Source organism: Streptosporangium sp. NPDC000239, assembly GCF_040300765.1.
Lineage (GTDB): Bacteria > Actinomycetota > Actinomycetes > Streptosporangiales > Streptosporangiaceae > Streptosporangium.
The window spans coordinates 1-14,699 of sequence record NZ_JBEPEI010000027.1 but is presented as its reverse complement, the minus strand read 5'-3'; the positions used below and the strand labels follow the sequence as shown (position 1 = coordinate 14,699).

11 protein-coding genes are annotated in these 14,699 nt (G+C 69.4%); 5 read left to right on the top strand and 6 right to left on the bottom strand.

The annotated features are described in order from the left end of the window. Window positions 1-6: 6 nt before the first annotated feature. A complete protein-coding gene (locus ABT340_RS38585; RefSeq protein ID WP_352015940.1) occupies window positions 7-1,518 on the bottom strand; it encodes a hypothetical protein in 1,512 nt (503 codons plus the stop codon). A 194-nt stretch (window positions 1,519-1,712) separates the two neighbouring features. After that, on the bottom strand, window positions 1,713-1,952 hold the full coding sequence (locus tag ABT340_RS38580; RefSeq protein WP_352015882.1) for a hypothetical protein: 240 nt from the start codon (window positions 1,950-1,952) through the stop codon (window positions 1,713-1,715). Window positions 1,953-2,583: 631 nt separating this feature from the next. Between ABT340_RS38580 and ABT340_RS38575 the strand changes: the two genes are divergently transcribed. Next, window positions 2,584-4,677, top strand: a complete 2,094-nt coding sequence (locus tag ABT340_RS38575) for a SpoIIE family protein phosphatase (RefSeq protein ID WP_352015881.1) — start codon at window positions 2,584-2,586, stop codon at window positions 4,675-4,677. A 241-nt stretch (window positions 4,678-4,918) separates the two neighbouring features. Then, window positions 4,919-6,550, top strand: a complete 1,632-nt coding sequence (locus tag ABT340_RS38570; protein WP_352015880.1) for an RNA polymerase sigma factor — start codon at window positions 4,919-4,921, stop codon at window positions 6,548-6,550. Between the two features lie 61 nt (window positions 6,551-6,611). Here the strand turns inward: ABT340_RS38570 and ABT340_RS38565 are convergent, their stop codons facing one another. Both ABT340_RS38565 and ABT340_RS38560 read right to left on the bottom strand, forming a co-directional pair. Then, window positions 6,612-7,352: a YaaA family protein gene (locus ABT340_RS38565; protein ID WP_352015879.1), complete on the bottom strand. Its 741-nt coding sequence runs from the start codon at window positions 7,350-7,352 to the stop codon at window positions 6,612-6,614. A gap of 218 nt (window positions 7,353-7,570) precedes the next feature. Further along, window positions 7,571-7,801 (bottom strand): DUF7455 domain-containing protein, encoded by a 231-nt coding sequence (locus ABT340_RS38560; protein WP_352015878.1) that lies wholly within the window; start codon window positions 7,799-7,801, stop codon window positions 7,571-7,573. A gap of 240 nt (window positions 7,802-8,041) precedes the next feature. Between ABT340_RS38560 and ABT340_RS38555 the strand changes: the two genes are divergently transcribed. After that, window positions 8,042-10,114 (top strand): DNA gyrase/topoisomerase IV subunit B, encoded by a 2,073-nt coding sequence (locus tag ABT340_RS38555; protein WP_352015877.1) that lies wholly within the window; start codon window positions 8,042-8,044, stop codon window positions 10,112-10,114. A 75-nt stretch (window positions 10,115-10,189) separates the two neighbouring features. On the opposite strand, the gene ABT340_RS38550 is transcribed toward ABT340_RS38555, so the two are convergent. Continuing rightward, entirely contained in the window at window positions 10,190-10,684 is a 495-nt protein-coding gene (locus ABT340_RS38550) for a beta-class carbonic anhydrase (RefSeq protein ID WP_352015876.1), read from the bottom strand. A 165-nt stretch (window positions 10,685-10,849) separates the two neighbouring features. On the opposite strand from ABT340_RS38550, the gene ABT340_RS38545 reads away from it, so the two are divergent. Then, the gene (locus ABT340_RS38545; RefSeq protein ID WP_352015875.1) at window positions 10,850-11,167 is read left to right on the top strand and encodes a hypothetical protein; all 318 of its coding nucleotides are present in this window, start codon (window positions 10,850-10,852) and stop codon (window positions 11,165-11,167) included. 174 nt (window positions 11,168-11,341) lie between these two features. After that, a complete protein-coding gene (locus ABT340_RS38540; protein ID WP_352015874.1) occupies window positions 11,342-11,722 on the top strand; it encodes a VOC family protein in 381 nt (126 codons plus the stop codon). Window positions 11,723-11,920: 198 nt separating this feature from the next. Here the strand turns inward: ABT340_RS38540 and ABT340_RS38535 are convergent, their stop codons facing one another. Beyond that, a complete protein-coding gene (locus ABT340_RS38535) occupies window positions 11,921-14,407 on the bottom strand; it encodes a DNA gyrase/topoisomerase IV subunit A (RefSeq protein WP_352015873.1) in 2,487 nt (828 codons plus the stop codon). Between the last annotated feature and the right edge of the window lie 292 nt (window positions 14,408-14,699).

Below are 14,699 nucleotides of genomic sequence, written 5' to 3'. Positions count from 1 at the left end.
GCTCACCTACACCGGAGGCTCGTCGGGAATGTCAGCGATGTCGTCGAGGGCGATGGAGAGTTCCTCCGGGTCGTCGCCGATCCGCTCGGCGATCTCGATCAGCACGTGCAGCACGTCGTGCCGGTCGTGACCCAGGTCGAGCAGCCGCTGGGCGGCCTCCCACAGCTGCGGGGGATCGCCCTCCCAGAGCCTGCCTGCGATCTCCTCGTGCCAGGCCAGGTGTTCGTCGTAGTCGGGCCGGTCGAGTTCGCCCGCGTGGTCGATGCCCAGCAGGATCCTGCGGTCCGCCTCGTCGGAGGGGTTGAGCAGGTCGAGCTTGATCTCACCGTGCGTGCCCTGCAGGAACGGGAAGGCGAAGACCCTGCGGGCCAGCGCGGACAGGTCGCCGTCGGGCAGCAGCCGTTCGAGCAGGTCGCGGTCGAGCCCGAAGGTGGTCGGGTCACGGTAGGCCTCGGCGAACCTGGCCGTGGCCTCCCAGATGCCGTCGAGCGTGGCGCGCAGCCCCCGGTCGGCCAGCCCGCTGCGCCGCGCCGCGAACCGAGCCCACGCCCCCAGCACGTACGGCACGGCCTCCTGCTCGGCCGGGGTGAGCAGGACCTTGCGCGGCAGCCAGTCGAGCAGGAACGTCTGGCACTTGGTGGGACTGACCCGCAGCGGCCTGCCGAAGTCCTGGTCACAGCCGTAGTCGATGATGTGGTCGGCGCATCGCGAGGCCGCCGACGGGTCGGAAAGGTGCTCGGCGGCGTCGGAGGAGAGGAACTCCGCCGCCAGCATCGCCCTGCGGTCGCGGCTGTAGGGGGCCTCGCTGTGCAGCGGGGCGGGCCGCTTACGGCCCGGCGGCAGCGCCTTGATCCGGGCGCGGGCGAAGGCGTGGTAGGCGCTGTAGCTGTCGCTGACCGGGAGGTTCGCCCTGCGGTCGCCGTACTCGGCGGTGGCCTTCATGGCCGATTCGAGCAGCGCCCTGGCCTGCTGCGGCTCGATCTCCTCGAACCTCAGCATGGGGTTGGCCCCGGCCTCGGTCCTGGCCTGGTCGAGCAGTTTGTCCACGTGGGAGGAGACCCAGGCGTCGCGGGCGATGCCCCGCATGTTGTAGTCGACGACCATGACCAGCGCGTGGCGGTCCTCGTCGTTGTCCGCGCCCCGGTAGCCGAAGGTGCACACCACCGTGTCCTGGTCGCCGTAGGCGTCGCGGGAGACGTAGCAGCCGGTCGGTTTGACGACGCCGAGACGCTCGGCCCAGCGTGGTTTGGCCACGCCGCGTTCGATGAGCGCCAGGGCGGCGCCCTCCGCCTTCGCGGCCTGACGGGCGGTGCCGAGGTAGGCCAGAGCGATCAGCAGGGTCAGCGCGGCGGGGGAGCCCGCCTTGGCGGCGTAGTCGACCAGCCCTTCGCCGAGGACCTGCTCGGCGTCCCCGCCCCGCAGGCGACGCCCCCACCAGGCCCCGACCATGTCGGAGACCATGAGCTCGGCGTCCAGCGGACTGCGCACCGCCAGCAGCTCCCTGGAGGCGAGCAGCATCTCGGCGAACACCTCGTCCGGGGACTGGTTCTCTCTCGGGTGCCGCCGGTGCCGCCGGTTCAAGCCGCCCCCTCCGTCGGCGGCATGGGACCGGTGCAGTGCCGACCGGCTCGCTCGCCCTGCTCGCTCACGTCCCAACCTTCTCGCGTCCCCGGGCCGAACGGCGCGTGGAAGACGGCCCGATGATCCCGATGTTACCGGGGACTCCGCGGTGGCGGCGCTGAGTTGACGAGGGCGAGCAGATGCTCGCGGGCGACGCGTTCGACCACCTCGGGTGTGGCCTCGATGCCGAGGTGCTCGGCGCGGGCTCGGGCGTCGGCCACGCGGCGGTCCACGGTGCCCGGCGGGACGGTGGGGAACTCGGCGGCGAGACCCGCGCTCACCCGGTCGCGGGACGCGCGCGGGCCGTCAAGGCCTGTGGCGAGAGCGGGCATGGCGTCGCCTTCCTCCGGCTTCTCCGGAAGGTGATCCCCAGGTGGACGACGGGGACGTGCGTTCCCATTCCACAACGTATCGCCTGGGTGTCAACCCTCCTGAGACCGTGTTGGCCGATGTTTGCGAGGAAGAGGTGCGAGGTGAGGCGTGTCTTGACTGGATTTGTCGACTGGGGAGTAAACCACTGTCCCCGAAGGGGGAGCCAAATCGGGAATGAGTCAGTAGCCTGATCTTCCCTGGGACGCTCGCGGAGACGAGGTGGGCAGTTGTCGGGACGGTCCGGCTTGATCCTGCTAGGGTCCTGGCCGCAAACGTTTGAACGCGCCGGAGGCGACCGCCCCGGTGTTTCGGGAGGGCGGTGGGAGCGACATCGGGCCCCGGCCGACGCCGGCCCTTCGGAGCGGGTGACCGCGCCGCGCGCGGAACGCTCCCGAGCCGTCTCGTCCGTGGCCGTCCATGGGCAGGGCCCACCGGACGCGCCGACCGCATCATGGGCGGGGCTTCCGTCCGCCCCCGCCCATCGCCGATGATGTACTGCAGGATCCGGTCCCCCGGAGCTGCGCTACGCCAATTCGCAAGTTTGGAGATGTGCCTCGTGGGAGACCCTGGCACGCGACGGAGGTGCCGACCATGAGCGCCGAAACCTCCGTGCCCCGTCCCCGGAAGTCGGGTGTGGACATCTCGGACTCCGGCCTGCTGCAGGGCCTGCTGTCGCAGTCGCCGTTCGCCTTCGCGTTCTTTGACCCCGAGGGGCGTTTCCACCGGGTCGACGAGGTCTTCGCCGATGTGGTCGGCCTGCCCGCCGAGCGCCTGGTCGGCCGGACGCCCGGCGAGATGCTCTCCGCCGACCTGACCGCGTTGATCGAGGGGTCGGTCCGGGCCATCGCGGAGGGCGCGGAGGTCGAGGGGGACCAGCGCATCCGGGTCAGGACGGCGGACGGGGAGACCCACCACTGGTCTCTGACGTTCTCGCCCGTCCATGACGACGAGGGGACGCTCAGGGCGGTCTGCCTGGTCGGGGTGAACATCACCGAGAGCCGTCAGGTCGAGGAGGACCTGCGGCGCAGCGAGGAGCGCTACCGCTCGCTCGTCGAGGCGCAGTCCCAGCTCGTGTGGATCACCGCCCCGACGGGGGTCGTGCTTGAGGACGCCCCGCAGTGGCGGGCCATCACCGGTCAGGGGCTTGAGGAGTACCTCGCCCACGGCTGGCTCGACGCCGTCCACCCCGACGACCGCCAGTACACCGAGGAGGCGTGGCACGAGGCCCTCCGCGGCCGGACCATGTTCGAGTGGAGCTACCGGGCCCGCACCAGGGCCAGCGGCTACCGTCACTTCGAGGTGCGCGCCGTCCCGATCATCCGGCACGGACGGGTGGTCGAGTGGGTCGGCGCGAACACCGACGTCACTCCGCAGCGCGAGGCCGAGGAGATGCGCGGCAGGCTCACCGACCAGCTCGGCGCCGCCGCGCTGCGTACGGCCAGGCTGCAGGGCGCCACGGCCATACTCGCCGAGGCGCTGACCGTCGAGCAGGTCGTCCAGGTCATCATCGACGTGGGCCGTACGGCGCTGGCGGCCGATCGCTCGGCCGTGGCGCTGCTCGACGTCGAGCGGGCCGCGCTGAAGCTGGTCAACAACGGCGGCATCCCCGACATCCCCGGCGCGCCGGGCGAGGAGATCCCGCTGGCGCACTCCAGCGTGATGACCATGGCGGTCAACAGCCGTCGCCCGGTCTTCGCCGAGTCGCCCGAGAGCCTGCGCGCCCAACTCGTCGACGCCGGGGCCGACGAGGAGGCCATCGGCGACTTCCTGGCCCACAGTGACGAGCGGGCCTGGGTCGGCCTGCCGCTGCTGGCCGCGGGGCGTGCCCTCGGCGCGCTGCGTTTCTCGTTCACCAGGCCTCAGAAGATATCCCAGGAGGACGGGGTCTTCCTTGAGGCGCTCGCGGGGCAGTGTGCCCTGGCCGTCGAGCGGGCGACGCTCTTCGAGCGTGAGCACCGTACCGCCGAGACGCTGCAGCGCAGCCTGCTGCCCGACCGCCTGCCGGTGGTCCGGGGCCTGGTGCTGGCCCAGCGCTTCCGCTCGGGAAGCCGTCACGTGCAGGTCGGCGGCGACTGGTACGACGCGTTCGTCCTACAGGACGGCAGGGTCGCCGCGGTGGTCGGCGACGTCATGGGCAAGGGCGTCAAGGCGGCCGCGGGCATGGGCCGCATCCGCAACGCCATGCGGGCGCTGGCGCTGACCAACCCACCGCCCGCGGCGGTTCTCACGGGTCTGGACAGGGTCTTCGAGGCGACCGAGGAGGAAGAGCAGGTCACCACCCTGGCCTACATGGTCGTGGAACCCGGGACCGGTGAGGGCACTCTGGCCCTGGCGGGGCATCCACCGCCCCTGCTGGTCTCCCCGCAGGGCGTGCCCCTGCTGTGTGAGGGCGAGCCGGGAACGCCTCTCGGCTGGCCGACGAGCCGTAGGCAGTTCCGGTTCTGCGTGCCGCCGGGACACACCGCGGTCCTGTATTCAGACGGTCTCGTGGAGAATCGTAAGCGAGGTCTGGACGCCGGGCTCGCCGATCTTTGCTCTGTTGTGACCGAAGCGCCGCCGGAAGTTGTTGGAAGTCCGCATATGTTGCTTGATTTCCTTGTTGACCGGATGCTGTCTGGGTATGAACAGGATGATGACGTCACGGTGCTCGCGATTCATGTCCCCCTGGCCACGAAGAGTGACTGAATGAAACAGTCATAACGGTTGCTTTCGGGTATCGGTGCCTCGCTTCCGTACGCACTACTCTCTTGGTCGGCCTAGGGTGGAGGGCAACCGCCAGGAGGCGGCCGTATGGATCACGGTGTCGTGTCACAATGCTGGACAGGTGCGTCGCGGTTCGCGCGGCCTCGTTCATCAACAACTAGAGGTTCCGCCCCTAGTGGGCACCTTGGTCCATTCTCGTCACGCTTTCCTTCGAGAGGTGTTCGTGTCGCCTGCAAGTTCGACTCGCTCGAAGCCATCCGAGCTGAACGAGCCCGTCATTCAGCAGCTGATGGAGCGGGGGCGCTCGCAGGGGTTCCTCGAGTCCGAGGATGTCCGCAAGGCCGTCGAGGAAGCGGACATTCCGATGGCGCAGGTCGCAGGGATTCTGCGCAGCCTCAGCAAAGAGGGCATCACCGTACGGCTGACTGCTGAGGACTCCGCGGCTCCCAAGAAGTCCCGGACTTCGACCAAGCGTCGTACCCCCGCCGCTCCCGCCCCGGTCAAGAAGACGAAGACCGCCGCGGCGGCCAAGGAGCAGCCCGAGACCGTCACGGCGGTCGTCAGCGGCTCCGAGCCCGCTCCGGCGGCAAAGAAGCCCGCGCCCCCGGCCAGGAAGATCGCGCCGTCGGCGAAGAAGCCGGTTCCCGCCCCGCCGAGGAAGCCCGCCCCCGAGGCGGCCGCCCCCGCGCCCAAGGCCGAGCCGAAGCCCAAGCAGGTCTCCGGTGACGACGACGAGGTCATCGACCTTGAGGACGTCGAGATCGAGGACTTCGACCTCGATGTCGAGGTCGAGGTCGACGTGGAGATCGAAGCCGAGGCCGAAACCGAGGCCGAGACGGAGGAGGAGCCCAAGGTCGAGGCCGTCAGGCAGAACGAGGACGAGGTCCTCATCCTGTCCGACGACGACGATGACGCCCCCGTGCCGCAGGTCGCGGCGGCGGGCGCCACCGCCGACCCGGTCAAGGACTACCTCAAGCAGATCGGCAAGGTTCCCCTGCTCAACGCCGAGCAGGAGGTCGAGCTGGCCAAGCGCATCGAGGCCGGCCTGTTCGCCGAGGAGCAGCTCGGCACCGACGGTGACCGGTTGCCGGTCGACGTACGCGCCGAGCTGGAGTGGATCGCCGAAGACGGCCGCCGCGCCAAGAACCACCTGCTTGAGGCCAACCTGCGTCTGGTGGTCTCGCTGGCCAAGCGCTACACCGGCCGGGGCATGCTCTTCCTGGACCTGATTCAGGAGGGCAACCTGGGCCTGATCCGCGCGGTGGAGAAGTTCGACTACACCAAGGGTTACAAGTTCTCCACCTACGCCACGTGGTGGATTCGGCAGGCGATCACCCGGGCGATGGCCGACCAGGCGCGGACGATCCGCATCCCGGTCCACATGGTCGAGGTGATCAACAAGCTGGCCCGGGTGCAGCGGCAGATGCTGCAGGACCTGGGGCGCGAGCCCACTCCCGAGGAGCTGGCCCGCGAGCTGGACATGACCCCGGAGAAGGTCGTCGAGGTCCAGAAGTACGGCCGCGAGCCGATCTCCCTGCACACCCCGCTGGGTGAGGAGGGCGACAGCGAGTTCGGTGACCTCATCGAGGACTCCGAGGCCATCGTTCCGGCGGACGCCGTCAGCTTCACCCTTCTGCAGGAGCAGCTCCACTCCGTGCTGGACACGCTGTCCGAACGCGAGGCGGGCGTGGTCTCGATGCGGTTCGGGCTGACCGACGGCCAGCCGAAGACGCTGGACGAGATCGGCAAGGTCTACGGGGTCACCCGGGAGCGTATCCGCCAGATCGAGTCCAAGACCATGTCCAAGCTGCGTCACCCGTCCAGGTCCCAGGTCCTGCGCGACTACCTGGACTGATCGCTCACGGTGAGAGGCCGCGCCGCATGGCGCGGCCTTTTCCGTACCCGGGCTCGCGAGGTCAGGTGGTGACGTCGAGGGCCCAGGGCTTCCTGCCGCCCGGGACGGGGCCGAGCGTCACGGTGTGGCCGAGTTCGTCCAGGACCTTGGCCAGTTCCTGCGGTGTCTGCGGATCGACGCCACTCTCCAGGAGCGCCCGGGCTATCACGCCCCGGGTCGCCTTGGCCATGTGGCTGACGACCTTGCCGTCCTTGAGGACCCGCACTCCGACCGCCCGTTGCCCCGGCTGCCAGGCCGCCGCGTAGGTGCTGGAACGCAGGTCGACGACCAGGCCGGGTTCGGCGTCGAGGACCGGGGTGATCGTCTTGCGCCAGTAGGGTCCGAGGGCGCCGAGCGGCGGTAGCCGTACGCTCATCGACAGGCGGTAGGGCGGCACCCGGTCGGTGATCCGCAGCAGGCCCCACAGGCCGGAGAAGATCAGCACGCTTCCGGCGGCCCGTTCGGCGGCGCCTGGAGACAGTGAGGCCAGGCCGAGATTGTCGTAGAGCACGCCGGTGTACAGTTCCGCCGCCGTCAGTGTGGCGGCGGTCCTCAGCTGCCGGTTCTTGTCGAGTTCACCCACCTGCCCCGGGGACAGGCCGAGCACGTCCTGCGCCTGGCGTTTTCCGGACAGGGTGACGAGCGTGCCCAGGACCTTCCGCCTGGAGGCCGTCAGGGAAGGAAAGCTCAGCAGGGACAGATCGAGGGCGGGGCCGTCGCCCAGCGCGGCCTTTCCCTCGGATGGCGGCAGCAGAATCAACACAGTCGCCGAGCGTAACGCGGCGGGGCACACCGGCGAGGCCCGATGCCTTCGCTGGAGAACCGGTGGAGAAAGACCGTGTGCTCCGCTCCGATGACGCTGGAGCGGAGCACACGGCAGAGATATCTGAGATGGGTCAAGCCGGGCCGCGGGACGGGTCGTTCACGGGAACGGCCGCACCCGCGGCGTCGGTCCGGTGTCGCCACCGGGCCTGCCGGTCTCTATCGTTCGTCGTTGCCGGCGGTCGAGGGGGTGTCGCTGAGGCGTGCCGACTCGTCCTGGATGTCGGCGCCCTTGTCTCTGAGCACGGCTACGTGCTGCCGCCCGTGGTGGGCGCAGAACAGCAGCTCCCCACCTGCGGGCAGGGTCGCGCGGATGTAAGCCTGGGCGCCGCACCGGTCACAGCGGTCCGTGGCCGTCAGCTGCTTGGTGGGGGCGAGTGTTCCAGTCACGTATCGCCTTTCAGGTCATCCCCTTGTGTGGAGGATCTGGCGTCAGTCACTTGAGACAACATCTAACCGGATGCGAGGCTTCCCAACCGGCCCCCGGCTACGCCGAGAGCGGAAAGCGCCGGAAGGTAACGGACTTTTCACTCGGTGTAACGCCATGGTGCTCGCGTGAGAAGCTTGTACCCGCCGCGGCGGGAAGAACGGTAAGCTGCGCACACGTGTTCGAGCAGAGTGGGAGTGGGTGTGACCGCAGTTAGCGCGGAGAAGGGCTATACGGCGCGCCATCTGTCGGTGCTTGAAGGTCTTGAAGCCGTCCGCAAACGCCCGGGCATGTACATCGGGTCGACCGACAGCCGTGGTCTCATGCACTGCCTCTGGGAGATCGTGGACAACGGGGTCGACGAGGCCCTGGCCGGATACTGCACCCGCATCGAGGTCGAGCTGCACGCCGACGGCTCGATCGAGGTGCGTGACAACGGCCGCGGCATTCCGGTGGACATCGAGCCCAAGAGCGGTCTGGCCGGAGTCGAGCTGGTCTACACCAAGCTGCACGCCGGAGGGAAGTTCGGCGGCGGCTCCTACGGTGCCTCCGGCGGCCTGCACGGCGTCGGTGCCTCTGTGGTCAACGCGCTGTCCTCCCGCCTCGACGTCGCGGTCGACCGTGACGGCCGGGTCCACGAGATCAGCTTCCGCAGGGGAGTCCCGGGCGTCTTCGACGGCGACGGGCCCGGCGGCAGGTTCAAGAAGAAGTCCGGCCTGCGCGACGGCGGCCCGCTCCCGCGCAAGGTCACCGGCACCCGCGTCCGCTTCTGGGTCGACCACCAGATCTTCCTGCCCGAGGCGGAGGTCTCCCTCGACGAGATCCACGTCCGGCTGCGTCAGACGGCCTTCCTGGTCCCCGGCCTGACCCTGGCCGTGCGCGACAGCCGCGGCGAGGAGTCCGCCGAGGAGGAGTTCTGCTTCGACGGCGGCATCTCGGAGTTCACCGAGTTCCTCGCCCGCGACGAGGCCGTGTGCGAGGTGCTGCGCCTGCAGGGCTCCGGTCACTTCCACGAGACCGTGCCCGTCCTGGACGAGCTCGGGCACATGACGCCGACCCAGGTGCAGCGTGAGCTCACCGTGGACGTCGCGCTGCGCTGGGGCAAGGGCTATGACAGCACCGTCAGGTCCTTCGTCAACGTGATCGCCACCCCCAAGGGCGGCACCCACGTCACCGGCCTGGAGCGGGCGCTGGTCCGCACGCTGAACGAGTTGCTCCGTGAGACCCGGCTGCTGAAGAACGGCGATGCCCCGGTCACCAGGGAGGACATCCTCGAAGGCCTCACCGGGGTCGTCACGGTGCGCGTTCCCGAGCCCCAGTTCGAGGGACAGACCAAGGAGGTCCTCGGCACCTCGGCCGCCTCCAGGATCGTCGCCCACGTCGTCTCCCGGGACCTCAGGGAGATCTTCACCAATCCGCCCCGCGGCGCCAAGCAGCAGCTGCGCGCGGTACTGGAGAAGATCGCCGCGGCGGCCAAGGCCAGGATCGCCGCCCGTGAGCACCGTGACAACCAGCGGCGCAAGACCGCCCTGGAGAACTCCGCGCTCCCGGCCAAACTGGTCGACTGCCGCAGCGACGACGTCGACCGCAGCGAGCTGTTCATCGTCGAGGGTGACTCGGCGCTCGGCACCGCCCGCGCGGCCCGCGACTCGGAGTTCCAGGCGCTGCTGCCGATCCGCGGCAAGATCCTCAACGTGCAGAAGGCGTCCGTCGCCGACATGCTCAAGAACGCCGAGTGCGCCGCGATCATCCAGGTCGTCGGCGCGGGGTCGGGGCGCTCGTTCGACATCGAGGCGGCCCGCTACGGCAAGATCATCCTGATGGCCGACGCCGACGTCGACGGCGCGCACATCCGATGCCTGCTGCTGACCCTCTTCCACCGCTACATGAGGCCGATGGTCGAGGCGGGCCGGGTCTTCGCCGCGGTTCCGCCGCTGCACCGCATCGAGGTCACGAACCCGGGACGCGGCCAGGACAAGTACGTCTACTGTTACTCCGACGCCGAACTGCACCGGGTCCTGCGTGACCTGGAGCGCCGGGGCAAGCGCTGGAAGGACCCGGTCCAGCGTTACAAGGGTCTGGGTGAGATGGACGCCGACCAGCTGGCCGAGACCACCATGGAGCCCCGCCGCAGGACGTTGCGCAGGGTCAGGATCGAGGACGTCCAGGAGGCCGAGCGCATCTTCGACCTCCTGATGGGCAGCGACGTGGCCCCGCGCAGAGAGTTCATCGTGGGCAGCGCGGCCGAGGTCGACCGCGACCACATCGACGCCTGAGGCGCCTGGGACGCACGGGACGCATGGGCGTCCGAGATGAGAGAGGGCCGGCTCCGGACGGAGCCGGCCCTCTTCTCACACCTCGACAGGCATGATCTTCCCGGTGTGCACGTCGTAGACGGCGCCACCGATGGCCAGTCCCTCGGGGAGGAACGGGCTGGTCCTGATACGCGTCAGGTCGTGCCGCAGAGCGGCGCTCTGGTCGGGCACGGTGTGGAACTCCAGACTGCGGGTGTCGACGCCGTGCTGCGCGGCGAGCTTGTGCACGTCGTCGTCGGTGGCCTTCGACATGCCGCAGTCGGTGTGCGGCATGACGAGGACCCGGTTGACGCCCAGCAGGTAGACCGCGAGCACCAGCGTTCGCAGCACGTCGTCGGTCACCCGGGCGCCCGCGTTACGCAGGATTTTCGCGTCTCCGGCTTTCAGGCCGAACAGCCCGAGCGGGTCGATTCGCGAGTCCATGCAGGTGACGACAGCCAGGCCGCGGGCTGCCGTACCGGTGAGCTCGGAGTCGGTGAACGTGGCGGAGAACTCCTCGTTCGCGGCCAGAAGATCGTCGAAGGCACCCACGCAAAAACCTTTCGGTCGGCGGAAACTATGGATTGATAATCCCTCATGCGGCTTTCCTGATGCCTTCCGGGGCGGTCTTCTTCGTTCGCTCAGGGAAGACTCCGCCATCTCCGCTCACGATGGGTGATGATGTCGTGACGCAAAGTTCGGGATTTTGGGGGGATCATGAGCAGGATCGCATCGATGGCCGAATACCTGCGTGCGCAGGCCAGGCGGAGGCTGGACCGGGTGGAGACCCATGACGAGGGCCGTAACGCGCGTTCGGCGCTGGCTCTGCTCGATGCGGCGGTCTACACAGAGTCCCTCGGCGACGACGACCCGCTGGTCGAGGTGCTCGTGGCGGCGGGGTGTTTCGGTCCCCACGGCTTCGGTGAATTTCAGCCCGGCGAGCAGGTCGCGCGGCTCATCCGCTCCTGGGAGTCGGGCGAGCCCTGGCAGCTGCTGATGGCGGTCAGGTTCGCCCTGCACACCTCGTCCGTCTGAGGTCCGGAGTCCGCCGACTCCGTCTGCGCGGGGGCGCGCTTCGCCGTACGACCGGGTGGGGGCCTGGCCGTACGGCTTCGGCCGGGCTGTGGTCCGTCGGGTGCCGGTGTGGCGCCGAAGCCCGGGGGAAGGACACTGGCGTAACTTCGTCGTTGGTGTCTCCTGAGAGGGATCATGGCAATCGCGCGCATGAGGTCGGTCGTCCTCGACTGTCCGGACCCGAAGATCCTGGCCGATTTCTACGGCGCCGTCCTGGGCTGGGAGGTGTCCTCGGTCGAGGACGACTGGGTGGTTCTGACCGACGGGCGGAGCCGGCTGTGCTTCCAGCTCGCGGAGGACTACCGGCCGCCCCGCTGGCCCGGTGCGGAGATCCCTCAGCAGTTCCACCTCGACTTCACCGTGGACGACATGGACGAGGGGGAGGCCGCCGTGCTCGCGGCGGGTGCGACCAAGCACGCCCACCAGCCGAGCGAGGACGACAGTTTCCGTGTCTTCCTCGACCCGGTGGGGCATCCGTTCTGCCTCTGTGTGGGAGAGCCCTCCCGCACCGGGTGACGGCCCGCGCAGGCGGAGCCGGGAAAACGAGGGGTGAGAACGGCCCTGACGGGCCCTCCAGGCTCGCAGAGGCGTTCACCGGGGGGAAAGGTCATCTTCTGGGAGAACCCCCGCCCTGCGGGCCGTGAGGGCGGGGAAGGGTTCCCGGAGGACGGGCGCGGGGCCCTCCTCCGGGAACGGTGGACCGGGATCGGGGGCTCAGTCCCCGGCGGTTTCGTCCTCGGACGGGTCGTCCGAGGCGCCGAGAGAGCCGCCGACGGCCGCCACGGTGTGTGTGAGACGCAGGCCCGATCCGTCGCGGCGGCCCAGTTCCTCGGGGAGCGGGACGGGCTTGCCGACGGTCGAGACGGCGCGCACGGGGGCGGGGCCCGCCCAGGCGAGCAGCAGGACGTCCTCACCCTTCAGGAAACGCTGGGCCCGCACGCCGCCGGTCGCCCTTCCCTTGGGGGGATACTCGGCGTAGTCGGAGATCTTCGCGCCACCGACCTGGGTCCCCGGCAGCGCGGTCGAGGAGCCCGCGATCGTCACGACCCTGGACTCACGGGCGGGGTCGACCACGCCGAACCAGATCACCCGGGCGTCCCCGTCGAGGCGGATGCCCGCCATACCGCCCGCGGGACGGCCCTGCGGGCGGACGCTCGTCGCGGGATAGCGCAGCAGCTGGGCGTCGGAGGTGATGAAGACCAGGTCGTGGTCCTCCGAGGTCAGCTCGGCCGCTCCCACCACGGTGTCGCCCTCCTTCAGCCCGATGACCTCGAAGTCGTCACGGTTGGCGGGATAGTCGGGAACGACCCGTTTGACCACGCCCTGAGCCGTGCCCAGGGCCAGGCCGGGACCTTCGGGGTCGAGTGAACCGATGCCGACGACGGTCTCACCCTGCTCAAGGGTGACGTACTCGGACACGGGATGGCCGCCGGACAGCGACGGCGGGCTGTTCGTCGGCGGCAGCGTCGGCAGGTCCACCACCTGGATCCGGATCATCCGGCCCTGGTTGGTGACCACGCCGACCTCGCCCCTGACCGTGCTGCGCACCACGGACACCAGCACGTCGTGCGCCGCGCGTTCGCCGTCGGCGGGCAGCGGGGAGGCGTCGGCCGTACGGGCCAGCAGGCCGGTGGAGGAGAACAGCACCAGGCACGGGTCGTCGGCGACCTCCAGCGGCACCGAGACGTTCCTGGCGACGCCGGAGGACTCCAGCAGAACTGTACGGCGCGGCGTACCGAAGGTCTTGGCGACCTGCGCCAACTCGTCGGAGACGACCTTGCGGAGTTTGGTCTCAGAGGCGAGGATCTCGCTCAGCTCGGCGATCTCCGCCTCCAGGGTCGCCTTCTCCCGGTCGAGCTCCAGCTTGTCGAAGCGCGTCAGGCGGCGCAGCGGGGTGTCCAGGATGTAGACGGCCTGGGTCTCCGACAGCGCGAAGGACTCGATCAGCCGCTGGCGGGCCTGGCCGGAGTCGTCGGAGGAACGGATGACCTGGATGACCCGGTCGATGTCGAGCAGGGCGATGATCAGGCCCTCGACGAGGTGCAGGCGCTCCTCCCGCTTGCGCCTGCGGTACAGGGAGCGGCGCCTGGTGACGTCGATGCGGTGGTCGACGTAGACCTGGAGCAGCTCGCGCAGGCCCAGCGTGCGCGGCTCGCCGTCGACCAGCGCCACGTTGTTGATGCCGAAGGTCTCCTCCATCGGCGTCAGCCGGTACAGCTCCTCAAGCACGGCCTCGGGGATGAAGCCGTTCTTGATCTCGATGACCAGGCGCAGGCCCTTGTGCCGGTCGCTGAGGTCCTTCAGATCGGAGATGCCCTGGAGCTTCTTGGCGGTGACCAGCTCCTTGATCTTGGTGACCACCCGCTCGGGGCCGACGTTGAAGGGCAGCTCGGTGACGACGATGCCCTTGCGCCTGGGGCTGACCTGCTCGACGGCGCACTTGGCGCGCATCCTGAAGGTGCCGCGGCCCTTGGCGTAGGCGTCGCGGATGCCGTCCAGGCCGATGATCGTGCCGCCGGTCGGCAGGTCGGGGCCGGGGACGAAACGCATCAGGTCGTCGAGCGTCGCGTCCGGCTTCTTGATCAGGTGGCGGGCGGCGGCGACGACCTCGACCAGGTTGTGCGGCGCCATGTTGGTCGCCATGCCGACCGCGATGCCGGTGGCGCCGTTGACCAGCAGGTTCGGGAACGCCGAGGGCATGACCGTCGGCTCGGTCTCCTGCCCGTCGTAGTTGGGCTTGAAGTCGACGGTGTCCTCGTCGATCGACTGCACCATCGACATGGCCGCGGCGGCCAGTCTCGCCTCGGTGTAACGCATCGCGGCGGGCAGGTCGTCGGGGGAGCCGAAGTTGCCGTGCCCGTCGACCAGGGGCAACCGCATCGAGAACGGCTGCGCCATGCGGACCAGCGCGTCGTAGATGGCGCTGTCGCCGTGTGGATGCAGCTTGCCCATCACGTCACCGACGACCCGCGACGACTTCACGTGCCCTCGGTCAGGGCGCAGGCCCATCTCGCTCATGGAGTAGAGGATGCGGCGCTGGACCGGCTTGAGGCCGTCCCTGGCGTCCGGCAGCGCACGCTGGTAGATGACCGAGTAGGCGTACTCAAGGAAGCTGGTGCGCATCTCGGCGGAGACGTCGATGTCGACGATCCGCTCCTCGAAGTCACCGTCGGTCGGGGGTGTGGTCGTCCGTCGGGCCATCTGTTTTTCCTGCGCGGGCGCCTCGGTTTTCTGCCGAGGGAGAGCGCATCCTCCTTTTAGTCCTCGTGGTGTGACGGGTGGCCGGTTCAGGCCTGCGTGCCGGGGCGGGGCCGTCCTGCGCGCCCGTGACGGGCGGCACCTTGCGGAGTGCGGTGACACGCCCCTGCCGCCCGCGTGGGGGGCGAGATCATGAAGGCGCCTCCTCGGTGGTGGCGGGACCGGTCACGGGGGGGGGGGGGGGGGCCCCCCCCCCCCCCACCACACAAAGGGGGGGAGTGGGCCCCCCAAAAAA